This is a genomic window from Pontibacter brevis (assembly GCF_054779655.1).
Genome location: NZ_BAAGXV010000040.1, coordinates 1 through 2,718, shown reverse-complemented (window position 1 = coordinate 2,718; position 2,718 = coordinate 1). Strand labels below are relative to the sequence as shown.

At 46.3% G+C, this 2,718-nt stretch carries 2 protein-coding genes; both read right to left on the bottom strand.

From position 1 onward, the window contains the following. Positions 1 to 164 precede the first annotated feature (164 nt). On the bottom strand, positions 165 to 377 hold the full coding sequence (locus ACYVB1_RS12850; protein WP_460924120.1) for a hypothetical protein: 213 nt from the start codon (positions 375 to 377) through the stop codon (positions 165 to 167). Positions 378 to 954: 577 nt separating this feature from the next. Further along, positions 955 to 2,238 carry an adenylosuccinate synthase gene (locus ACYVB1_RS12845; protein ID WP_460924118.1) on the bottom strand — a complete coding sequence of 428 codons (1,284 nt, stop codon included), beginning with the start codon at positions 2,236 to 2,238 and terminating at the stop codon, positions 955 to 957. Between the last annotated feature and the right edge of the window lie 480 nt (positions 2,239 to 2,718).

The following is a 2,718-nucleotide window of genomic DNA, read 5'->3' as shown; positions in this document are numbered from 1 at the left end:
CCTGCTTGGATTACCTTAAATTTTCTGTCTCAATCAATCTCTCAAAGAACTTAGCAGAAGAGCTACTCTCTTCTCTTGCGGCATCCTGATGATGCCGGTGTTTTCGTCTCACTCACGAAGAGCCTCTTGCTCTTTTGCGGGTCGCAAAGTTCGGCGTTTTCTACTTAAGCACCAAAATTTTCTTCTCTTTTTTTCAGCGACCTTCGCTTTATCTCAAGAACCGTGCCACTTGCCTCCCTTTCTCTGGAAGCGGATGCAAAGGTAAGAACTTTTTCTCTGCTTGCAATAAAAAAGAAGAAATTTATTTTCTGCCTCTTTTCTCCGTTGCTTCCTTCTGAAGCGGGTTGCAAAGGTACGAAGAGTTTCGCTCTTTGCAATGCAGCGAAAGAAGTTTTTTTTGCTTTCCCACCCCTTCCTTTTCATCACATGGGTGCTGTGTTAGCGGTCTCTCCCCCCCTTCCTGCCGAAGCGGGTTGCAAAGGTAGGCAACTTTTCCTGCTTTGCAAGGGACAGCATGAGGAAAACCTCCTGCCTCTCTCCTCCCCCGCCGCAAGTGCCTGACACTGCGGGGGAAAACCTTCTAAAACGCCCCTGAGTTTTTTCTCAGGACTGTCGAGACCTGCCCAAGGAGGTGAGCCTGGCGCCCTGTCCCTTAGGTTGCCCCGCGCTGTTTTTACTGTTCCGTTTTCCTTTCCAGGCGCTGGGAAAGAACAATAGCCCAAGAGCCGGAAGTTCCAGAGAAAAGATAAATTCTTTAGGAGCTTTTTCTCTGCCTTTACCTGCTTCGTGTGCGCTAGGGAATAACACAAAGAAAAGTTCTGGAAGTTCCTATACAGCAGAAGATTTTTAAGAACTTCTACTCTTTCAGCAGGGCCACTATCTACATCTCTCCTTCTTATAAAACAAAAAGCCCTGGCTGCACTGCCAGGGCTTTTCTTATATGCTTTCTATTCCTTACGCAATCACTGCATCACGCTTCAATGTACTCTTCCTGTCTGGACCTACCGATACAATCGTAATCGGCACCTGCAGGTGCTCCTCCAGGAAAGTCAGGTAGTTCTTGAATGGCTCTGGCAGTTCTTCTACAGAATCAATCTTATTCAGATCTACTTTCCAGCCTGGCAATTCTTCGTACACCGGCTCCAACTTTACTGTATCTAAGTTATGCGGCACCTGGTCAGTCACTTCTCCTGAAGCCAGTTTGTAGTGCGTACACACCTTTATGGTGTCAAATTCTGTCAGCACGTCTGCCTTCATCATGTTCAGCTGCGTTACACCGTTCAGCATGATGGAGTACTTCAGACTTGGCAGGTCTACCCAACCACAACGACGTGGACGACCAGTGGTGGAGCCGAACTCCCGGCCAGCCTGGCGAATCTGCTCCCCTACCTCATCCAACAACTCGGTTGGGAAAGGGCCGCTGCCTACGCGGGTGCAATAGGCTTTAAAGATACCGTATACTTCCCCAATGTGCCGTGGCGCCACACCTAAACCGGTGCAGGCTCCTGCTACTAAAGTAGTAGAGGAAGTCACAAACGGATAGGTACCGAAATCAACATCCAGTAAAGCTCCCTGAGCTCCTTCTGCCAGGATGCGCTTACCGTTTTGGATGGCTTGGTTGATCATATATTCGGTATCTACCAACTGCAGCGTACGCAGGTAATCTACAGCCTCAAAGAAAGCCTGCTCCTGCTCCGCGATGTTCAGCTCCTCGCCGTAGAACTTCACGATGCTGCGGTGGCGATCTAGCAGTTTGTTATAGTCCGCCTGGAAATCTTCTGACAGGATATCTCCTACGCGCAGGCCTACACGTCCAATTTTGTCCTGATAAGTCGGGCCTATGCCTTTAAGCGTAGAGCCAATCTTGCCGCTACCTAAAGCTTCTTCTGATACTCTGTCCAGTACTCTGTGCGATGGCAGGATAAGCGCTGCTTTTTTAGAAATGAAAAGGTTTTTCGCTGCATCTACGCCTCTGTCGGTTAGCTTCTGCATTTCAGTGCGGAACACAATAGGGTCCAGCACGACTCCATTACCAATGATGTTTTGAATGTGCGAATGGAAAATTCCGGAAGGAATCTGGTGCAGCACGTGCTTTGTACCTTCAAACTCTAATGTATGACCTGCATTCGGGCCGCCCTGGAAACGGGCTACAATGTCATAGGTCGGGGCCAGAACGTCAACGATTTTTCCTTTTCCTTCGTCGCCCCACTGCAGACCTATTAATATATCAACTGCCATTTAAGTATTTAATAAATTGATTCTTTTAAGAATTGCGCCGCAATTTATCATTTAGTCCCCTCTTAAAATCAAGAACCTCTTTTACAGTCGCTTATCTCAAAAAGACCTAACAAAAAAACTGACTACTCTCTTTTTACTCCCAAATGTAGCAAATTTATTACACTGAATAAATATAGTCACTGATATTCTGGATTAGCTCACTACTCCTCGGAAGCTTGACTTAGGTATACGTCTTTACAGAGATTCAACAGGTACGTTTGTTCAGGTGTGTTTGACTCATCATTGGCGTAGTCAGCACAAAGCAACTCCCAAAAGAATTGACCACAACTGTAGAATCTTAAAACATCATACATATCAAACCTTAGTTCTTTTGAGTTTAGGTCGTGTTGACAATTAATGAATGATTTTGTTTTACTGTTGTTTAAGTTTCAAAAAGCTTATGCGACGTTACGAAATCAGCGACTATGACTGGCAACGCCT